15 protein-coding genes are annotated in these 16,076 nt (G+C 71.2%); 13 read left to right on the top strand and 2 right to left on the bottom strand.

The annotated features are described in order from the left end of the window. Positions 1–2 precede the first annotated feature (2 nt). The 8 genes from recG (at position 3) to mutM (ending at position 7,301) form a co-directional block, all read left to right on the top strand. Positions 3–2,198, top strand: a complete 2,196-nt coding sequence (recG, locus tag ACFYZ4_RS19285; protein ID WP_390784423.1) for an ATP-dependent DNA helicase RecG — start codon at positions 3–5, stop codon at positions 2,196–2,198. A 72-nt stretch (positions 2,199–2,270) separates the two neighbouring features. Continuing rightward, complete coding sequence (rsmD, locus tag ACFYZ4_RS19280) at positions 2,271–2,849, top strand: 16S rRNA (guanine(966)-N(2))-methyltransferase RsmD (RefSeq protein ID WP_351287716.1); 579 nt, start codon at positions 2,271–2,273, stop codon at positions 2,847–2,849. 14 nt (positions 2,850–2,863) lie between these two features. Further along, complete coding sequence (gene coaD / locus ACFYZ4_RS19275; protein ID WP_351287771.1) at positions 2,864–3,343, top strand: pantetheine-phosphate adenylyltransferase; 480 nt, start codon at positions 2,864–2,866, stop codon at positions 3,341–3,343. 103 nt (positions 3,344–3,446) lie between these two features. After that, positions 3,447–4,469: a DivIVA domain-containing protein gene (locus ACFYZ4_RS19270; RefSeq protein WP_390784422.1), complete on the top strand. Its 1,023-nt coding sequence runs from the start codon at positions 3,447–3,449 to the stop codon at positions 4,467–4,469. A 122-nt stretch (positions 4,470–4,591) separates the two neighbouring features. Beyond that, complete coding sequence (locus tag ACFYZ4_RS19265; protein ID WP_351287722.1) at positions 4,592–5,260, top strand: DUF177 domain-containing protein; 669 nt, start codon at positions 4,592–4,594, stop codon at positions 5,258–5,260. Positions 5,261–5,262: 2 nt separating this feature from the next. Next, positions 5,263–5,436, top strand: coding sequence for a 50S ribosomal protein L32 (gene rpmF, locus ACFYZ4_RS19260; protein ID WP_003965982.1), 174 nt, complete (start codon positions 5,263–5,265; stop codon positions 5,434–5,436). A 19-nt stretch (positions 5,437–5,455) separates the two neighbouring features. Next, the gene (rnc, locus tag ACFYZ4_RS19255) at positions 5,456–6,301 is read left to right on the top strand and encodes a ribonuclease III (protein WP_351287725.1); all 846 of its coding nucleotides are present in this window, start codon (positions 5,456–5,458) and stop codon (positions 6,299–6,301) included. 115 nt (positions 6,302–6,416) lie between these two features. Beyond that, positions 6,417–7,301, top strand: a complete 885-nt coding sequence (mutM, locus tag ACFYZ4_RS19250; protein ID WP_351287728.1) for a bifunctional DNA-formamidopyrimidine glycosylase/DNA-(apurinic or apyrimidinic site) lyase — start codon at positions 6,417–6,419, stop codon at positions 7,299–7,301. On the opposite strand, the gene ACFYZ4_RS19245 is transcribed toward mutM, so the two are convergent. Beyond that, on the bottom strand, positions 7,274–7,678 hold the full coding sequence (locus tag ACFYZ4_RS19245; protein WP_351287731.1) for a helix-turn-helix domain-containing protein: 405 nt from the start codon (positions 7,676–7,678) through the stop codon (positions 7,274–7,276). The two genes, mutM and ACFYZ4_RS19245, sit on opposite strands and share 28 nt — an antisense overlap. Positions 7,679–7,817: 139 nt before the next feature. On the opposite strand from ACFYZ4_RS19245, the gene ACFYZ4_RS19240 reads away from it, so the two are divergent. Beyond that, positions 7,818–8,429: a flavodoxin family protein gene (locus tag ACFYZ4_RS19240; protein WP_351287734.1), complete on the top strand. Its 612-nt coding sequence runs from the start codon at positions 7,818–7,820 to the stop codon at positions 8,427–8,429. Positions 8,430–8,434: 5 nt separating this feature from the next. Here the strand turns inward: ACFYZ4_RS19240 and ACFYZ4_RS19235 are convergent, their stop codons facing one another. Then, positions 8,435–9,388, bottom strand: coding sequence for a CAP domain-containing protein (locus ACFYZ4_RS19235; RefSeq protein WP_390784421.1), 954 nt, complete (start codon positions 9,386–9,388; stop codon positions 8,435–8,437). A gap of 138 nt (positions 9,389–9,526) precedes the next feature. Between ACFYZ4_RS19235 and ACFYZ4_RS19230 the strand changes: the two genes are divergently transcribed. From ACFYZ4_RS19230 to ACFYZ4_RS19215, 4 genes are all read left to right on the top strand, one after another. After that, positions 9,527–9,808: an acylphosphatase gene (locus ACFYZ4_RS19230; RefSeq protein ID WP_030708499.1), complete on the top strand. Its 282-nt coding sequence runs from the start codon at positions 9,527–9,529 to the stop codon at positions 9,806–9,808. A 348-nt stretch (positions 9,809–10,156) separates the two neighbouring features. After that, entirely contained in the window at positions 10,157–10,375 is a 219-nt protein-coding gene (locus ACFYZ4_RS19225; RefSeq protein ID WP_030708500.1) for a hypothetical protein, read from the top strand. A gap of 220 nt (positions 10,376–10,595) precedes the next feature. Beyond that, a complete protein-coding gene (locus tag ACFYZ4_RS19220; protein ID WP_390784420.1) occupies positions 10,596–14,396 on the top strand; it encodes an AAA family ATPase in 3,801 nt (1,266 codons plus the stop codon). A gap of 217 nt (positions 14,397–14,613) precedes the next feature. Next, positions 14,614–16,044 carry a sugar porter family MFS transporter gene (locus ACFYZ4_RS19215; RefSeq protein ID WP_351287745.1) on the top strand — a complete coding sequence of 477 codons (1,431 nt, stop codon included), beginning with the start codon at positions 14,614–14,616 and terminating at the stop codon, positions 16,042–16,044. Positions 16,045–16,076 lie beyond the last annotated feature (32 nt).

Here is a 16,076-nt window from a genome sequence, read left to right as displayed (position 1 = left end):
CAATGGAACACGTGCCCGCGCTCGACGAAGACCTCAAGAAGACGCTCGGACCCGCCACCGCCAAGGTGCTGGCCGAGCAGCTCGGCCTGCACACGGCCCTGGACCTGCTCCACCACTACCCGCGGCGGTACGCCGAGCGCGGCGAGCTGACCTCGCTGGCCGAGCTCGCCGACCAGATCGACGAGCACGTGACCGTCGTCGCGCAGGTCGCCGACGCCCGGATCCTGACCTTCAACGGGGGTCGCGGCAAGCGCCTGGAGGTGACCATCACCGACGGCAGCGGCCGCCTCCAGCTGGTCTTCTTCGGCGCCGGCGTCCACAAGCCGCACAAGGACCTGCTGCCGGGGACCCGCGCCATGTTCGCCGGCAAGGTCGGCATGTTCAACCGCAAGCTCCAGCTCTCCCACCCCGCCTATGAGCCCCTCGGCACGGACGCCTCGGACCGGGACGCCGCGACCGCCTTCGCCAACCAGCTCATCCCGATCTACCCGGCCTGCGCGAAGATGGAGTCCTGGAAGATCGCCAAGTGCGTGGACGCGGTGCTGCCCAGCGCCCAGGAGGCCGTGGACCCGCTGCCGCCCGCCCTGCGCGAGGGCCGCGGGCTGGTCCCGCTCACCGAGGCCCTGCTGAAGATCCACCGCCCGGCCACCAAGGCCGACATCGAGGACGCACGCCAACGCCTGAAGTGGGACGAGGCCTTCGTCCTCCAGGTCGCCCTCGCCCGCCGCCGCCACGCCGACGCCCAGCTCCCGGCCGTCCCCCGCCGCCCCACCCCCGGCGGCCTCCTCGACTCCTTCGACGCGAAGCTCCCGTTCACCCTCACCGACGGCCAGCGCACCGTCTCGAAGGAGATCTTCGACGACCTGACCACGAGCCACCCCATGCACCGCCTCCTCCAGGGCGAGGTCGGAAGCGGAAAGACGATGGTGGCTCTGCGGGCCATGCTCGCCGTGGTGGATTCCGGGGGGCAGGCGGCGATGCTCGCGCCCACCGAGGTGCTCGCGCAGCAGCACCACCGGTCCATCGTCGAGATGATGGGCGAGCTCGCCGAAGGGGGAATGCTCGGCGGCTCCGACCAGGGCACCAAGGTGGTGCTCCTCACCGGGTCGATGGGGATGCCCGCGCGCCGGCAGGCGCTGCTGGACCTGGTCACCGGCGAGGCCGGGATCGTGATCGGCACGCACGCGCTGATCGAGGACAAGGTGCAGTTCCACGACCTCGGGCTGGTGGTCGTGGACGAACAGCACCGCTTCGGCGTCGAGCAGCGCGATGCCCTCAGGTCCAAGGGCAAGCAGCCCCCGCACCTGCTGGTGATGACCGCGACCCCGATCCCGCGCACGGTCGCCATGACCGTCTTCGGCGACCTGGAGACCTCCGTCCTCGACCAGCTGCCCGCCGGGCGCTCGCCGATCGCCACCCACGTGGTGCCCGCCAAGGACAAGCCGCACTTCCTCACCCGGGCCTGGGAACGGGTCCGCGAGGAGGTGGAGAAGGGGCACCAGGCGTACGTGGTGTGCCCGCGCATCGGCGACGGCGAGGACGAGCCCAAGAAGAAGAAGGCCGCCGAGGAGGACGGGGACAAGCGGCCCCCGCTGGCCGTCCTGGAGATCGCCGAGCAGCTGACCCGCGGCCCGCTCGCCGGGCTGTCCGTCGAGGTGCTGCACGGCCGGATGGACCCGGCCGACAAGGACGACGTCATGCGGCGCTTCGCCGCGGGCGAGGTCAAGGTGCTCGTCGCCACCACCGTCATCGAGGTCGGGGTGAACGTCCCGAACTCCACCGCCATGGTGATCATGGACGCGGACCGGTTCGGCGTCTCCCAGCTCCACCAGCTGCGCGGCCGCGTCGGCCGCGGCTCCGCGCCCGGCCTGTGCCTGCTGGTCAGCGAGATGCACGAGGCCAGCCCCGCCCGGGCCCGGCTGGCCGCCGTCGCCGCCACCCTCGACGGCTTCGAGCTCTCCCGCATCGACCTGGAGCAGCGCCGGGAGGGCGACGTGCTGGGCCAGGCCCAGTCGGGCGTCCGCTCCTCGCTGCGCATGCTCGCCGTCATCGAGGACGAGGAGGTCATCGCCCAGGCCCGCGAGGAGGCCACCCGCGTCGTCGCCGAGGACCCCGGGCTGGAGCGGCTGCCGGGCCTGCGGACCGCGCTGGACGCCCTGCTCGACACCGAGCGCGAGCAGTACCTGGAGAAGGGCTGAGCGGCACGACCTATCGTTGGAGTGCCGCCGCGGCCCCGCGGCGCCCCCTACCGCCGTACCGAAGGACCCCAGATGACCCGCGTGATCGCCGGCAGCGCCGGCGGGCGACGGCTGGCCGTGCCCCCCGGCACCGGCACCCGCCCGACCTCGGACCGGATGCGCGAAGGCCTCTTCTCCACCTGGGAGTCGCTGCACGGCGTCGAAGGGGCCCGGGTGCTCGACCTGTACGGCGGCTCCGGTGCCGTCGGCCTGGAAGCCCTCTCCCGGGGCGCGGCCCACACCCTGCTGGTGGAGGCGGACGCCATGGCCGCCAAGGCGATCCGGGACAACATCCGGACGCTGGGGCTGCCCGGCGCGGAGTTCCGCGCGGGCAAGGCCGAGCAGATCGTGGCGGCCCGGGCGGCCGGGGACCCGTACGACGTGGTCTTCCTGGACCCGCCGTACGCCGTGGACAGCGGTGATCTCCGGGAGATCCTCCTCACACTCCGGTCCAATGGCTGGCTCACGGACGATGCGCTCGTCACCGTGGAGCGCAGCACCAGGAGCGGCGCCTTCCCGTGGCCCGAGGGCTTCGAGCCGCTCCGGTCGCGCAAGTACGGTGAGGGCACCCTGTGGTACGGCCGCGCCGCCTTCACCAGCGAAGACTCATGAACGAGGGAGTTCAGTTGCGCCGCGCCGTCTGTCCGGGGTCCTTCGATCCCATTCACAACGGGCACCTCGACATCATCGGACGCGCCTCCAGGCTCTACGACGTCGTCCACGTCGCCGTGATGATCAACAAGTCGAAGCAGAGCCTCTTCACCGTCGAGGAGCGGATCGAGCTGATCCGCGAGGCGACGGCCGACTACGGCAACATCGAGGTCGAGTCCTTCCACGGCCTGCTCGTCGACTTCTGCAAGCAGCGGGACATCCCGGCCATCGTCAAGGGCCTGCGCGCGGTCAGCGACTTCGACTACGAGCTCCAGATGGCCCAGATGAACATGGGCCTGTCGGGCGTCGAGACCCTGTTCGTCCCGACCATCCCCACCTACAGCTTCCTGTCCTCCTCGCTGGTCAAGGAGGTCGCGACCTGGGGCGGCGACGTCGCCCACCTGCTGCCGGCGCACGTGCACACGGCCCTCCTGGAGCGGCTGCGCAACCGCTGACCGCCTGACGGGCCGTCAGGCAGTGTCGGGGGCCCGCCCGGTGGCCTTACAGTCGTCCCGTCCGTCTCAGGAACCGCCTGAGGCCGAGAGAGTGCGAGCCCCCATGGACGTGCAGAAGAAGCTCGACGAGATCGTCGCGGCCGTCGGCGGTGCCCGGTCCATGCCCATGTCGGCCTCCTGCGTGATCAACCGCGCCGAGCTGCTCGCCCAGCTCGAAGAGGTGCGCCAGGCGCTCCCCGGCTCGCTCGCGCAGGCTCAGGAGCTCATCGGCGGGCGCGAGCAGATGGTCGAGGAGGCCCGCCGGGAGGCGGAGCGGATCATCGACTCCGCCCACAACCAGCGCGGCTCGCTGATCTCCGACACCGAGATCGCGCGGCGCTCCCAGGCCGAGGCGGACCGGATCCTCGACGAGGCCCGCCGGGAGGCCGAGGAGATCCGGGCCGAGGCCGACGACTACGTCGACAGCAAGCTCGCCAACTTCGAGGTCGTGCTGAGCAAGACCATCGGTTCGGTGGACCGGGGCCGGGAGAAGCTGCTGGGGCGCGGCCCGGGTCTGGACGAGCACGGCTACCCGGACGCGGAGGCGCCCGAGCGCAGCCACGATCCCGAGACGCAGCGGCAGCAGGCGGACGCGTACGTGGACACCAAGCTGGCGACCTTCGAGGCGGTGCTGTCCAAGACCCTGGAGGCCGTGGGCCGCGGCCGCCAGAAGCTGCTGGGCCGGGTCCCGTCGGACGACCTGGGCGTGCACATGGCCGCCCAGGACGCGGCGGGCGGCCAGTCCTCGCGCTCGGCGAGCGACTCCGACTTCCTGGCGGGCCTGGCGGAGCCGGAGCCGCTGCACGTGCAGGCGCCGATCCCGGCCCAGGCCGAGCCCGTGTACGACTCGTACTCCTACCAGCAGCCCGCCGCCCAGCAGCAGGACGCGTACGCCTACCAGGATCCGTACGGCGGCTACCAGCAGCAGCCCGACCCCTATGCGGCCTACCAGCAGCCGGACCCCTATGCGGCCTACCAGCCGCAGGCGCAGGCGCAGCCCCAGCAGCCCTCGCTCGACGAGACCAGCCTCTTCGACACGAGCATGATCAACCTGGACCAGCTGCGTCAGTACGAACAGGGGCGCTAGCACCGGATTGGGCGCTGGGCGCCTCGACGGGTATCCTGGCTCTTCGGTCGCGCGTATGCACCGCGATCCGTGCTGCCCTTACGTGTGGCATACATGCAGCATTTTTTGATCTTCAGCGATCTGTGAAAGCAGGAACGGCCCTGAATACCCGCCTCGACCACCGCAACCCCCTCGTGTTCGACACGCACGAGCTGGGCCGGCGTCCTGGTGCCATGCAGCGGCTGTCCCGTGAGATCGCGGCACCGGCGGACCTCGGTCTCGCCGGCGTCATCTGGGTGCCGGAAGGCAGCCCGCTGAAGCTCAAGCTCCGCCTGGAGTCGGTCATGGAAGGGGTGCTTGTCACAGGCACCGCCCGTGCATCGGCCGTGGGGGAGTGCGTAAGGTGTCTGGAGTCCGTCGAGCGCGAGCTCAAGGCGGACTTCCAGGAGATGTTCTCGTACCCTGACGCCGACGACCGGAGCCGCTCCAAGGCGGAACCGGCCGACGACGCCGAGGACGACGAGGACACGCTCTTCCTCGAGGACGGTTTGTTCGACCTCGAACCCGTGCTGCGCGACGTGGTGGTGCTCGCACTGCCGCTGCAGCCGGTGTGCCGGGAGGACTGTCTCGGACTGTGCCCCGATTGCGGGCTCAGCCTGAACGACGACCCGGACCACCACCATGATGCCGTCGACATCCGTTGGGCGGCATTGCAAGGACTCGTCGTGACCGATCAGGACGACGAGAAGGACAACATGAGCGGCACTGCCTCTGACGGAGTTCAGGGCGCCGCCGAGAAGCAGGAGAAGTAGCCGTGGCTGTTCCGAAGCGGAAGATGTCGCGCAGCAACACGCGCCACCGCCGGTCGCAGTGGAAGGCTGCGGTCCCCACCCTGGTTTCGTGCGAGCGTTGCCAGGAGCCGAAGCTCCAGCACATTGCGTGCCCGAGCTGCGGCACCTACAACAAGCGCCAGGTCCTCGAGGTCTGAGCGGCTGGTGAGAGGCGCAATGTCTGAGCTGTCCAACGCTGAGAAGCAGGCAGACAGTAACAACGCGGCCTCGTCCCACACGCTTCTGGAAGGGCGGCTCGGGTATCAACTCGAGTCCGCCCTTCTGGTGCGTGCACTGACCCACCGCTCGTACGCGTACGAGAACGGCGGTCTGCCCACCAACGAACGCCTGGAGTTCCTCGGGGACTCCGTGCTGGGCCTGGTGGTCACGGACACGCTGTACACGACCCACCCCGATCTCCCCGAAGGCCAGCTGGCCAAGCTTCGGGCCGCGGTGGTCAACTCGCGCGCACTGGCGGAGGTCGGGCGCGGCCTCGAACTCGGCTCCTTCATCCGGCTCGGCCGGGGCGAAGAGGGCACGGGTGGCCGGGACAAGGCCTCCATCCTCGCCGACACCCTTGAAGCGGTGATCGGCGCGGTCTACCTCGACCAGGGCCTCGACGCGGCCTCGGAGCTGGTTCACCGGCTCTTCGACCCGCTCATCGAGAAGTCCTCGAACCTCGGGGCCGGCCTGGACTGGAAGACCAGTCTCCAGGAGCTCACGGCGGCCGAAGGTCTTGGCGTACCGGAATATCTGGTCACCGAGACCGGTCCGGACCACGAGAAGACCTTTACTGCTGCCGCTCGCGTCGGTGGTGTCTCGTACGGCACCGGCACCGGCCGCAGCAAGAAGGAAGCGGAACAGCAAGCCGCGGAGTCCGCCTGGCGCGGCATCCGCACCGCGGCGGACGAGCGGATCGCGGCGGCTGCCGTGGCCGCCGCCGCTCCGGCCGAGGTCCCGGCTCCGGCCGTGACCGAGGACGGCGGGGCGGCGACGCCCGCCGATCCGGCGCCGGACGCCTGACCCTTCCTTCCGGAAGTACCCGCCCGCCCCTGCCTCGCAGGGGCGGGCGATTCCGTTTACAGGGGGCCGGTACGCTCGCCGGGAGCGTCCCGATCCGCGTCCCCGGAGGTACACCGTGCCCGAGCTGCCCGAAGTCGAAGTCGTGCGGCGGGGGCTGGAGCGCTGGGTGGCCGGGCGGACGATCGAGGCCGTCGAGGTCCTGCATCCGCGGGCCGTACGCCGCCACCCGGGCGGCGGGGCCGACTTCGCGGAGCGGCTGCGCGGGGAGACGGTCGGAGTGCCGCAGCGGCGCGGCAAGTACCTGTGGCTGCCGCTGGAGGGGCGGGACCTGTCCGTGCTCGGGCACCTCGGGATGAGCGGGCAGCTGCTGGTGCAGCCGCAGGACGCCCCCGACGAGAAGCACCTGCGGATCCGTGTGCGGTTCACCGATTCCGACAGCGGCTCCGCCGCGGGCGCCGCCGGTACGGAGCTGCGCTTCGTGGACCAGCGGACCTTCGGCGGGCTCTCGCTGCACGACAACACGGTCGACGGGCTGCCGGACGTCATCGCGCACATCGCCCGGGACCCGCTCGACCCGCTCTTCGACGAGGGGGCGTACCACCTCGCGCTGCGCGCCAAGCGGACCACCGTCAAGCGGGCGCTGCTGGACCAGTCCCTGATCAGCGGGGTCGGCAACATCTACGCCGACGAGGCGCTGTGGCGCGCCAGGCTGCACTACGAGCGCCCCACCGCCAACCTCACGCGCCCCCGTAGCGCCGAACTCCTCGGCCACGTCCGGGACGTCATGAACGCCGCCCTCGCGGTCGGCGGCACCAGCTTCGACAGCCTGTACGTCAACGTCAACGGCGAGTCGGGCTACTTCGACCGCTCGCTCGACGCCTACGGGCGCGAGGACGAGCCGTGCCGGCGCTGCGGCACCCCGATGCGCCGCCGCCCGTGGATGAACAGGTCGAGCTACTTCTGCCCGCGCTGTCAGCGGCCGCCGCGCGTGGCATCGTAGGCGGTCCGGGCGGTGAGCACCGCCGGCATGCTGCCCTCCAGGCAGTGGATGAGCGAGAGCAGCCGATCCGCGACCTCGATGCCGAGCGGGGTCAGCTCGTAGTCGACGCGCGGCGGGTTCGTCGGCTGGGCCTCGCGGTGGACTATGCCGTCGCGCTCCAGCGCGTGGAGGGTCTGGGAGAGCATCTTCTCGCTGACTCCCTCCACCCGGCGGCGCAGTTCGTTGAAGCGGCAGGGGCCTTCGCGCAGGGCGCCCACGGTGAGGCTGCCCCAGCGGCCGGTGACGTGTTCCAGGGTCTCGCGGGACGGGCAGGCACGCGCGAAGACGTCGAACGGTTGCTCGGCCTCGGCGGCTTCGGTTCGGACAGGGGTCTCCATAGGAAGAGCGTACTCCTCTACAGCGCTAACCCGAGGGTTGCGCTTTCCAAAAGTTAGTGCTTCTCTTGGTGTCGTCACAGTCCTGCTCCCACCGCACCGCGCCTTGTGTGGCGGAGGGAGTTTCCCGAGGGAGAGCACCTTGTCCGGTATCGCGCACACCCCCGTCGTCTCGATCGCCTACCACTCCGGCTACGGCCACACCGCCGTGATCGCCGAGGCGGTCCGCAGCGGCGCCGCCGACGCCGGTGCGACCGTCCACCTGATCAAGGTCGACGAGATCGACGACGCGCAGTGGGAGCTGCTCGACGCGTCCGACGCGATCGTCTTCGGCTCCCCGACCTACATGGGCACCGCTTCCGGCGCCTTCCACGTGTTCGCGGAGGCCACCTCGAAGCGCTGGTTCGGTGACGTCTGGCAGGACAAGGTCGCCGCCGGCTTCACGAACTCCGCGTCCAAGAGCGGCGACAAGCTGCACACCCTGCAGTTCTTCCAGATCCTCGCCGCCCAGCACGGCATGAGCTGGGTCAACCTGGGCCTGAAGCCGGGCTGGAACAGCAGCACCGCCTCCGAGAACGACCTCAACCGCCTCGGCGTCTTCGCCGGCGCCGCCGCCCAGAGCAACTCCGACGAGGGCGCGGACGCCGTCCACAAGGCCGACATCGCGACCGCCGAGCACCTCGGCCGCCGCGTCGCCGAGCAGACCCGCATCGTGATCGCGGGCCGCGCGGCCCTGGCCGCCGTCGGCGCCTGAGCCTTTTAGAAGCCGAAGTCCTGGGTCCACCAGGGGCCGCCGGCGGCGACGTGGACGCCGACACCGAGGGTGCGGAACTCGCAGTTGAGGATGTTCGCCTTGTGGTCGGGGCTGTTCATCCAGGCGCTCATGACCGCCTGGGCATCGCCCTGGCCGCGGGCGATGTTCTCGCCGCCGAGCCCGGAGAGGCCCGCCTTGGCGGCGCGGTCCCACGGGGTGTTCCCGTCGGGGTCGTCGTGGCTGAAGAAGCCCCGGGTGGCCATGTCCTTGCTGAAGGCTCCGGCCAGCGCCGCGAGCGGCGGATTGGCACGGACCGGACCGCACCCGGCCATCGCGCGCTCCTGGTTCACCAGGGCGACCACGGCGTCCTCCTCGGCGGAGTGACCGTCCAGGTCCGGCGGGGTCGCCGGGGTGGCGGGGGCGGCCGGCTTGGCGGGGGTGGCCGGCTTCGAGGGCTCCGGAGCCGGCTTCGAAGGCACCGGAACCGGCTTCTTCTCCGGGGCCTTGGGGGCGGGAGCTGGCTTGGTCGAGGGCGGCGCGCTCGGCGGGGCGGACTCGGCGGCGCTCGGCGAGGCCGGGGCCGACGGGGAGGCCGGGGCCGGGGCCGAAGCCGAGGGGGACGGCGAGGCGGACGGGGACGGCGAGGTCGACGGGCTCTTGGGCGGGGTGCCGGAGGCGGTGCCCGTGCCGGCGCGGCCGGACAGGCTGGCGAGGCCGCCCTGCTGCTCGGACGCGGTGCCCGGGGTCGGCGAGGCCTTGGCCTGAGCTTCCGGGGCGCCGTCGGCACCCGTACCGCTGACGCCCACATAGGGGAACGAGGCACCGACCGGCACCATGCCGGTGGTGACGGCCGCCGTGCCGAGGGCCACGGCCACGGAGACGCCCAGCAGGCTGGTGCGCAGGACGGTGCCGCGGTTGCCGCCGCTGCGCGGCGCGGCGTTGAGTCGGTGGCGTCCCATCGCTGTCGTGCCCTTCCTTGCCGGAACAAGATCAACCCTTACTCACCCAAATGGGTGAGTTCGTTGCTGCGCGACTGTACGGCATGGGGCCAGGGGGGCGATGTGTCCGGAAAGTGACCGCCCGGTTAGCGTTCACGCATGAACGAAGATGTCCGTCTGACCGCCTGGGTGCGCGGCCGTGTGCAGGGAGTGGGCTTCCGCTGGTTCACCAGGGAGAACGCCTTGGAGATCGGCGGTGTCGTCGGCTTCGCGCTCAACCTCGACGACGGGCGAGTACAGGTGGTCGCCGAAGGTCAACGTGAGAATTGCCACCGGCTGCTCGACTGGCTGCGCTCCGCCGACACGCCCGGCCGGGTGGACGGAGTGACAGAGATCTGGGGCACACCGCGCGGTGGCTACGACGGATTCGGGATGCGGTGACCGATCGGCTGATCATGCACTCATCACACCTCTGATCGTCCGCACACGGTCGGAACTGCGCATTCGTCGCCGACGCGTTGCCGAGGGGCCCGAACCGTGGAAGGCTCGGAGGTAAGGATGATCTCCACGCCCCGTGCCGGGGCAGGGACGCCCATCGATACGGGGTGTGATCGTGTTGACCGTCAAACTTTTTGGTGAGACGCTGGAAGCCCCGCGCACCTGAGCTGTTTGGCAGTGTTGGCAGTAGTAAGCGCAGTGACTGTCAGTCGCTGCCGGACATCCGCGGGTGCGATTCCCTCACGACCCACACCGCTTCGGTCGGTCACTCAGTGTGGAGGACCATCCATCATGGCAAAGGCGCTTCTCGGTTACGTCGGCGGTTCCGATCCGCGACTCCTCGCCGAGATGCGACGGCTTCAGCAGCGCGTCCAGGACCTCGAGTCCGAGCTCGTTCGGATTCAGTCTGAAAATGACGCGCTGAACGCGGCCGCCGCTCAGCACGACGGAGACTCGCTGCTGGACCGCATCGACATCGACGTACCCCAGGCGGAGCCTGCGCTCACCTGATCCGCGCTCACTCGTCGCTCGACTCCAGCCCCGTTAGATCTGCAAGGGACGCTTCGGCGTCCCTTCTTTCTTTGACCGCTCCCGCGCCCGCTCTGTCCCTCCCGCCGCGCCCTCCGCACCGCTGACCAGAGGGCCAGGTGGGGGGCGTGATGCCTTTAGCGTCAGTCGTGCCCTGCACCTTCATGGGTGAAACCGAACGTGAAAGGTAGAGTCCGGCGGCGTGCACCTCAAGTCCCTGACCCTGCGTGGCTTCAAATCCTTCGCCTCCGCCACCACCCTGCGCTTCGAACCCGGCATCACCTGTGTCGTGGGTCCGAACGGCTCGGGCAAGTCCAATGTGGTGGACGCGCTGTCCTGGGTCATGGGGGAGCAGGGGGCGAAGTCCCTGCGCGGCGGGAAGATGGAAGACGTCATCTTCGCCGGGACCACCGGCCGGCCGCCGCTCGGGCGCGCCGAGGTGTCCCTGACGATCGACAACTCCGACGGCGCGCTGCCCATCGACTACGCCGAAGTCACCATCACCCGGATCATGTTCCGCGGCGGCAGCAGCGAGTACCAGATCAACGGTGACACCTGCCGGCTGCTGGACATCCAGGAGCTGCTGTCCGACTCCGGCATCGGCCGCGAGATGCACGTCATCGTCGGCCAGGGACAGCTGGACTCCGTCCTGCACGCTGATCCCATGGGCCGCCGCGCCTTCATCGAGGAGGCGGCGGGCGTACTGAAGCACCGCAAGCGCAAGGAGAAGGCGCTGCGGAAGCTCGACGCGATGCAGGCCAACCTCGCGCGCGTGCAGGACCTCAACGACGAGCTGCGCCGACAGCTCAAACCCCTGGGGCGGCAGGCCGCGGTCGCCCGGCGGGCCGCCGTGATCCAGGCGGACCTGCGTGACGCGCGGCTGCGGCTGCTCGCCGACGACCTGGTCACGCTGCGGCGGGCGCTGGACGCGGAGATCGCGGACGAGGCGGCGCTAAAGGAGCGCAAGGAGGCCGCCGAGGCCCAGCTGGCGCTCGCGCTGCGGCGCGAGGCCGAGCTGGAGGAGGCGGTACGGGAGCTCGCCCCGCGGCTGCAGCGGGCCCAGCAGACCTGGTACGAGCTGTCGCAGCTCGCCGAACGGGTCCGGGGCACCACGTCCCTGGCGGACGCGCGGGTGAAGAGCGCGACGGCCCCGGTGGAGGACGAACGGCGCGGCCGCGACCCGGAGGACATGGAGCGGGAAGCGGAGCGGATCCGCGAGCAGGAGGCGGAACTGACGGCGGCTCTGGAGGCGGCCTCGCGGGCGCTGGAGGACACGGCCGAGCACCGGGCCGAGCTGGAGCGGGCGCTGGCCGAGGAGGAACGGCGGCTGCGGGACGCCGCGCGGGCCATCGCCGACCGGCGCGAGGGGCTGGCCCGGCTGACGGGGCGGCTCGGCGCGGCCCGCTCCCGCGCGGGGGCGGCGCAGGCGGAGATCGACCGCCTCGTCGCGGCGCGGGACGGGGCGCAGTCCCGGGCCGCCGCCGCGCAGGCGGAGTACGAGGCGCTGGCGGAGGAGGTCGGCGGGCTCGACGAGCCGTCGGCGGACGCGGACCACGAGGCCGCGCGGGCCGAGCTGGCGGCGGCCGAGGCGGGCCTGTCCGCGGCGCGCGACGCGCTGTCCGGGGCGGAACGCTCGCGGGCGGCGGTGTCGGCGCGGCGGGACGCGCTGGCGATGGGGCTGCGCCGCAAGGACGGTACGGGGGCGCTGCTCGCGGCGCGGGAGAAGCTGGCCGGGCTGCTCGGGCCGGCGGCGGAGCGGCTGACGGTGACGCCGGGCTACGAAGCCGCCGTGGCCGCTGCGCTGGGCTCGGCGGCGGACGCGCTGGCGGTGTCCTCGCCGGGTGCGGCGGCCGAGGCGATCCGCCACCTCCGCGACACGGACGCGGGCCGCGCCACCCTCTTGATCACCCCTCCCGTCCCGACAGGTCCGTCACACGTCCCGGGCCAGGCCGCCGACCCTGCGGGTCTGTCCGGTGCTCCGGGCCGGGCATCGGCTTCGGCCGGGGGAGTCTTTCCCCACCCCGCCCCTTCCCGAGACCGGGCTCTGCCCGGACCCGGTCCTCAAACGCCGGACGGGCTGAACATTCCAGCCCCGCTGGCGTTCGAGACGCGAGGTGCGGGGCGGAGCCCCGCTATTTCAGCCTCGCCGGCGTTTGAGGCGCGGGGTCTGGGGCGGAGCCCCGGGGGCGAAGGCGCGGCCGAGGGGATTCCCGCGGCGCGGCTGGTCGAGGGGGACGACGAGGCGTGGCGGGCGGCCGCCTGGGTGCTGCGCGACCACGTCGTCGTCGACACGCTCGACGCGGCCGAGGCCCTCGTCGCGGCGCGGCCCGACGCGGTGGCCGTGACCCTCGACGGAGACGTGCTCGGGGCGCACCTCGCGCACGGCGGCTCCGCCGGGGCGCCCAGCCTGATCGAGGTGCAGGCCGCCGTGGACGAGGCCGCGGCGGAGCTCACCGTCCTGGACGAGCGCTGCGCGGAACTGGCCGAGGCCCAGGCGGCCGCCCAGTCCCGGCGCCGGGACGCGGCCGCCCTGGTCGAGGAGCTCGCCGAGCGCCGCCGCGCCGCGGAGCAGGCCCGCGCCGGGGTCGCGCAGCAGCTCGGGCGGCTCGCCGGGCAGGCGAAGGGGGCCGCCGGCGAAGCCGAGCGCAGCGCGGCCGCGGCGGCCAAGGCCCAGGACGCGCTGGAGCAGGCGCTGGCCGACGTGGAGGAGTGCGCGGAACGGCTCGCGACGGCCGAGGAACTGCCGGTGGAAGAGGAGCCGGACAGCTCCCGCCGGGACCGGCTCGCGGCCGACGGGGCCAACGCGCGGCAGACCGAGATGGAGGCCCGGCTGCAGCTGCGGACCCATGAGGAACGGGTCAAGGGGCTGGCCGGACGGGCCGACTCCCTCGACCGCGCGGCCCGGGCGGAACGCGAGGCCCGGGCCCGCGCCGAGCGGCGCCGGGCGCGGCTGCGGCACGAGGCGGAAGTGGCCCGGGCGGTGGCCGACGGCTCCCGGCAGCTCCTCGCGCACGTGGAGGTCTCGCTGCTGCGGGCCGACGAGGAGCGCGTCGCGGCCGAACGGGCGAAGGGCCTGCGCGAGCGGGAGCTCGGCGAGGCCCGCAACCGCGGACGGGAACTGAAGGGGGAGCTCGACAAGCTCACCGACTCCGTCCACCGCGGCGAGGTGCTCGGCGCCGAGCAGCGGCTGCGCATCGAGGCGGTGGAGGCCAGGGCGTTGGAGGAGTTCGGCATGGAGTCCGCCGGGCTCGTCGCCGAGTACGGCCCCGACCAGCCGGTGCCGCCGTCCCCGCCCGCCGAGGGCGAGGAGCTGCCCGAGGACCCGGAGGACCCGCGCAACCGGCCCGGCCCCTTCGTCCGCGCCCGGCAGGAGAAGCGGCTCAAGGCGGCCGAACGCGCCTACCAGCAGCTCGGCAAGGTCAATCCGCTCGCTCTGGAGGAGTTCGCGGCGCTGGAGGAGCGCCACCAGTTCCTCAGCGAGCAGCTGGAGGATCTCCGCAAGACGCGAGCCGATCTCCTTCAAGTGGTGAAGGAGGTCGACGAGCGTGTCGAGCAGGTGTTCACCGAGGCCTACCGGGACACGGCCCGGGAGTTCGAGGGGGTGTTCTCGCGGCTGTTCCCCGGCGGCGAGGGCCGGCTGATCCTGACCGACCCCGACAACATGCTGGCCACCGGTGTCGACGTAGAGGCCCGTCCGCCGGGCAAGAAGGTCAAGCGGCTGTCGCTGCTCTCCGGCGGTGAGCGGTCGCTGACGGCCGTGGCCCTGCTGGTGTCCATCTTCAAGGCGCGCCCCAGCCCGTTCTACGTGATGGACGAGGTCGAGGCCGCGCTCGACGACACCAACCTGCAGCGGCTGATCCGGATCATGGAGGAGCTCCAGGAGAGCTCGCAGCTGATCGTGATCACGCACCAGAAGCGGACGATGGAGGTCGCGGACGCCCTGTACGGCGTCTCGATGCAGGGAGACGGGGTCTCCAAGGTCATCAGTCAGCGTCTGCGCTGACTCGTTCACTTCAGGAAGTGAACGCTGTGGCTCTCTTCACTCATGCTTCATGGTTTTTCATCGGCTATTGACTTCAGAAAGTGAAGCCATAAGCTCTGCTTGCCGTGTCCGACGTTCAGGTGGTGGTGAGCAGTTTGCTGTGCGCCACTGGAGGAACACGCGTAAAGACGTACACCCCCACACCGCCCGCCGTCGGCGTCGGGCCCAGGAGCACACCTTGACCAGCACAGCGAACGCACCCGCGTCCGGCAGTGGCCGGGAGGCACGCCCCGACCACCTCGGGCACGTCATCTTCATCGCCGCGGCCGCGGCCATGGGCGGTTTCCTCTTCGGCTACGACAGCTCCGTCATCAACGGCGCCGTCGTCGCCGTCCGCGAACGGTTCGACGTCGGGTCCGCGGCGCTCGCCCAGGTGATCGCCGCCGCCCTGATCGGCTGCGCGTTCGGCGCCGCCACCGCCGGCCGCATCGCTGACCGGATCGGCCGAATCCGCTGCATGCAGATCGCCTCCGTCCTGTTCACCGCGAGTGCCATCGGCTCGGCCCTTCCGTTCGCCCTCTGGGACCTCGCCATGTGGCGCGTCATCGGCGGCTTCGGCATCGGCATGGCCTCCGTCATCGGCCCCGCCTACATCGCCGAGGTCTCGCCGCCCGCCTACCGGGGCCGGCTGGCCTCCTTCCAGCAGGCGGCCATCGTCATCGGCATCGCCGTCTCGCAGCTGGTCAACTGGGGCATCCTCAACCTCGCCGACGGAGACCAGCGCGGTGAGATCGCCGGACTCGAAGCCTGGCAGTGGATGCTCGGTGTGATGGTCATCCCGTCCGTGCTCTACGGCCTGATGTCCTTCGTCATCCCGGAGTCCCCGCGCTTCCTGGTCTCGGTCGGCCGCACGGACAAGGCCAAGGAGGTCCTGCGGGAGGTCGAGGGTTCGGGCATCGATGCCGACGCCCGCATCCGCGAGATCGACCACTCCATGCGCTCCGAGGTGAAGTCCACCTTCAAGGACCTGCTCGGCGGCCGCTTCGGCTTCCTGCCCATCGTCTGGATCGGCATCGGCCTCTCGGTCTTCCAGCAGCTGGTCGGCATCAATGTGATCTTCTACTACAGCTCTTCGCTGTGGCAGTCGGTCGGCATCGACCCGAGCGACTCGTTCCTGTACTCCTTCGAGACCTCGGTCGTGAACATCATCGGTACGGTCATCGCGATGATCTTCGTGGACCGGCTCGGCCGCAAGCCGCTCGCCCTCATCGGCTCCGTGGGCATGGCGCTGTCGCTGGGTACGGCAGCCTGGGCCTTCTCGTTCAAGACCGGAACCGGCGACAACATCTCGCTGCCGCACGCGCAGGGCATCACCGCCCTGGTCGCGGCCAACCTCTTCGTCCTCTTCTTCGCCCTCTCCTGGGGCGTGGTGGTCTGGGTGCTGCTGGGCGAGATGTTCCCCGGCCGTATCCGCGCCGCCGCCCTCGGTGTGGCCGCTGCGGCCCAGTGGATCGCCAACTGGGTCATCACCGTCTCGTTCCCGTCGCTGTCCGACTGGAACCTCTCGGGTGCCTACATGATCTACACGTTCTTCGCCCTGCTCTCGATCCCGTTCATCCTCAAGTGGGTGCCGGAGACCAAGGGCAAGGCGCTGGAGGAGATGGGGTAACCATCCCCGCCACCACCCCTCTCCTCGATACT

It is taken from the genome of Streptomyces sp. NPDC001513 (assembly GCF_042894695.1).
Lineage (GTDB): Bacteria > Actinomycetota > Actinomycetes > Streptomycetales > Streptomycetaceae > Streptomyces.
This window is presented reverse-complemented; position numbering and strand designations above follow the sequence as displayed.

Excerpts from the sequence above, each read along its gene's own strand:
- recG (WP_390784423.1), top strand. The coding sequence starts at position 3 with ATGGAACACGTGCCCGCGCTCGACGAAGACCTCAAGAAGACGCTCGGA.
- rsmD (WP_351287716.1), top strand. The coding sequence starts at position 2,271 with ATGACCCGCGTGATCGCCGGCAGCGCCGGCGGGCGACGGCTGGCCGTG.
- ACFYZ4_RS19270 (WP_390784422.1), top strand. The coding sequence starts at position 3,447 with ATGGACGTGCAGAAGAAGCTCGACGAGATCGTCGCGGCCGTCGGCGGT.
- rnc (WP_351287725.1), top strand. The coding sequence starts at position 5,456 with ATGTCTGAGCTGTCCAACGCTGAGAAGCAGGCAGACAGTAACAACGCG.
- ACFYZ4_RS19245 (WP_351287731.1), bottom strand. The coding sequence starts at position 7,678 with ATGGAGACCCCTGTCCGAACCGAAGCCGCCGAGGCCGAGCAACCGTTC.
- ACFYZ4_RS19235 (WP_390784421.1), bottom strand. The coding sequence starts at position 9,388 with ATGGGACGCCACCGACTCAACGCCGCGCCGCGCAGCGGCGGCAACCGC.
- ACFYZ4_RS19230 (WP_030708499.1), top strand. The coding sequence starts at position 9,527 with ATGAACGAAGATGTCCGTCTGACCGCCTGGGTGCGCGGCCGTGTGCAG.
- ACFYZ4_RS19225 (WP_030708500.1), top strand. The coding sequence starts at position 10,157 with ATGGCAAAGGCGCTTCTCGGTTACGTCGGCGGTTCCGATCCGCGACTC.